Source organism: Rhodococcus sp. (in: high G+C Gram-positive bacteria) (assembly GCF_049286785.1).
Classification (GTDB): Bacteria; Actinomycetota; Actinomycetes; order Mycobacteriales; family Mycobacteriaceae; genus Rhodococcus_F.
Map to the genome: position 1 here is coordinate 1 of NZ_JBAQEO010000746.1, position 2,687 is coordinate 2,687.

Annotated in this window: 3 protein-coding genes and 1 pseudogene; all 4 read left to right on the forward strand. The window is 60.9% G+C overall.

Annotated elements, in window-relative coordinates; translation table 11 throughout:
- Positions 1-450, forward strand: a 450-nt coding sequence (locus tag WAW17_RS27080; RefSeq protein WP_422335949.1) for a hypothetical protein, incomplete at its 5' end; no start/stop codon positions are given.
- Positions 451-603: 153 nt separating this feature from the next.
- Entirely contained in the window at positions 604-1,716 is a 1,113-nt protein-coding gene (locus WAW17_RS27085) for a hypothetical protein (RefSeq protein ID WP_422335950.1), read from the forward strand.
- Positions 1,717-1,787: 71 nt separating this feature from the next.
- Entirely contained in the window at positions 1,788-2,336 is a 549-nt protein-coding gene (locus WAW17_RS27090) for a hypothetical protein (RefSeq protein WP_422335951.1), read from the forward strand.
- Between the two features lie 146 nt (positions 2,337-2,482).
- A pseudogene (locus WAW17_RS27095) lies at positions 2,483-2,687 on the forward strand (hypothetical protein); the annotation flags it as partial.

The window sequence follows — 2,687 nt, forward strand, 5'->3', positions numbered from 1 at the left end:
GCGCGAATCGACTCACGAACACACCGCGTGTACGGCTCGAGATTCGCGGACATCGTCTATACGATCGACCGCATGGAGAACCAGTCGCTGGAAACCGAATTCGCCGCTCTCGATGAACAGATCCGACGAGAAGCCGAGAAGAAGATGCAGGCGATCCGCGTGGTTGCCAAAGCACACAAGAATCTCGCCGATACCCGCGAGGAGTTCGCGCGCACCGATGCCGCGAACAAGAAATCCTTGACCGACGCACTCGCCGCCGCGCGCAGCGCTGGGTTCAGCGAGTCCGACCTGAAGCGGTGGCAAGCCGAGGACAACAAGCTCAGCCGACGCGGATCACAGCGCCGCAACCGCAAGACCCCACAGAAGGACCAGCCGGCGACCCCGGCCGTGACCGCAGCGGCGGACTCTTCGCCCCAGCCGGCAGATGAATCGCTTGCCGCAACCGCCTGACCCCTGACCCCTGACCGACGACGGCATTTCACGGTGCCCCGCCACCATTCGTGGCGGGGCACCGTGAGGTCGACGCAGCCAACAACTGCCTGACTTTCACCGCTTCATTCCATCGCGGCGTGGCTTCAACCGGCCGCATTACTATCAGGCCAGATGAGCAGCAACCACACTCCCTCAGAACCGTTGATCGAACGGATCTCTGGATTCAATTACTCCTACCGAATGCGATGCGAGTGCGGCCGGTCCAGCACCGTAAGCGCGGTCGACTACTGGGACCACCAGGACACCGGACTTATCCCGTGCGAGCACTGCGGTAAGGACATCCACTACGGCCGTCTCGCCACCGTGCTTCGTGACCCGAACGATCCGGCAATGTCAAACGACGCCGTCGCCAGGTTTGCCTGGTATCACACCAGCTCGTTCCCTGAGTGGCCTCCGACGAACTACCCGGAGCTCATGCGCGCCGCGCTAGAGAGCCTGGATACGAGATGCGGAATACAGATCGAATCGGCCCTTCAACGTGCGACCACCAAGGCACTGCACGTGGGCACCTACGAAGCGTCAATCGAGAACATGCATCGACGGATGCAGAACCAGAACGACGCCGACAAAGTGTTCTACCTTCACCGAGTCCGACTCGCCGTCGCTGCGAAGGACATCAGCAGTGATACTCGCGATGAAACGCAGGATGCAGTAAGCCAGATAGCGCTGGATGAACTCAGACATGCCGACCTGTTGGCGGTCCGGTACCTCAATGTCTACGAGTCGCCCGGCTCGCTCTCGCTTGCAATCGATCCGGTTGCCATCGAATCGGTCCAAACCATCGAACTTCCCGTCGCTGACCTCGCGGAGAAACCCCCATCTGGTCTCGTCGATGCACTACGGCAGTTCACTGACGAGTTGAGTGCTGCGGATGCACTGATGCCCGATCTCTCTGACGTCGACCGGGAACAGTCCCGGCTGAGGTTCCTCTTTCCCAGGGCCGGTGATGAACTCGCGATTCGCGTCAAGGCGAGTGAGATGCGCTCGCGGCAGGCATGGACGGGTATCGAGCGCCTCCTCGCCGATACATATCTGAGGAATGTGAATCCCGTCGTCCTGAACAACTTCACTGCTGCTGTGACACCGAGATCACACGAAGACCCTTGCGAGGCCGTCAACGAATTCCATGACCGCTTCCGCGGCCACGCAGCGGCACTCACACGTGCGGAAGAATTGGTGACGCTACTCAAGAAGCGTCCGGTTCGTCACCTCTCCGGTAAGTAGCGAGGGTCGCACGGCCGGTCACGAGCACCATGGTTTCGCCGCTCATAGATCCTCGCTGGCACGATGATGCGATGATGTTCCTCGCTCCACTATTCGGCTTGGTGGGAGTCTTGCTGGGCGCCCTCATTACTCAATGGGCGACCCACAGACGTGAACTGTGGAACCGGGAGGAATCCCGACGAAATACTCAACGGCAGGCCGTAGCCCAGGCTTTGACCGCGATCAACGCGCTACCGCCTAAGGTCAAAGCACTGTCGCGGGCCGGGGGGTACCCAATGGTCGATCCACAGACGAAACAATTGAATGAAGCGGGCAGCGCTCGTCACTCTGCCGCGGTACTCGATGTGGAGGCCGCGGTTAGCTCGATCGACCAAGCGTTGCGCGAGTGCAAGATGACGGTCTGGGATCCGGCTATGAGGCCTCTCACCAACGAACTGACTCTCCGTTTCGACGACGTTGTGACAGCCCTCCATCGCGATGAAGACTTCCGGACCAGTGACGAGGTGACTGCGAAACTCGACATACTGATTCGATCGATGCTAGAGACCAGCAAGGAGTGTGAGACTCAGCTCGCACCGCAGATGCGCAAGCCTAAGCGGAAAACGAAAGTAGCTGGCTAGAACGGCGGACGTTGTGCGAATCCACGCGCGTCCACTGTAGTTGTGTGTCGGTCCCCGCTTCTACGCTCACCGGTAACAGCACCTTGAGAGCGGTTCGAGCGGAGAAACCAGTGAGCGTCACCAGCGGCATTTCCCCGCTCCCGGGCATGCCCGTGCCCCCGGCGCCTGCGGAATTCGAGCAGCTCGCCTTGCTCGGACAGCCGCAACCGGTGCGTGTTCCTGCGCGGCTTTGGCGGTCCTGGCTCGACGAGCCGACCATCGTCGCCCGATTCGAAGCCAAGCGCTACCCACGCACCAGGAATCGGTGCACACCATGGCTGGCCGGGGTCTCGTCAACCGGACACGGGTCCT

Coding starts and splice junctions, on each gene's coding strand:
- WAW17_RS27085 (WP_422335950.1), top strand. CDS start 604: ATGAGCAGCAACCACACTCCCTCAGAACCGTTGATCGAACGGATCTCT.
- WAW17_RS27090 (WP_422335951.1), top strand. CDS start 1,788: ATGATGTTCCTCGCTCCACTATTCGGCTTGGTGGGAGTCTTGCTGGGC.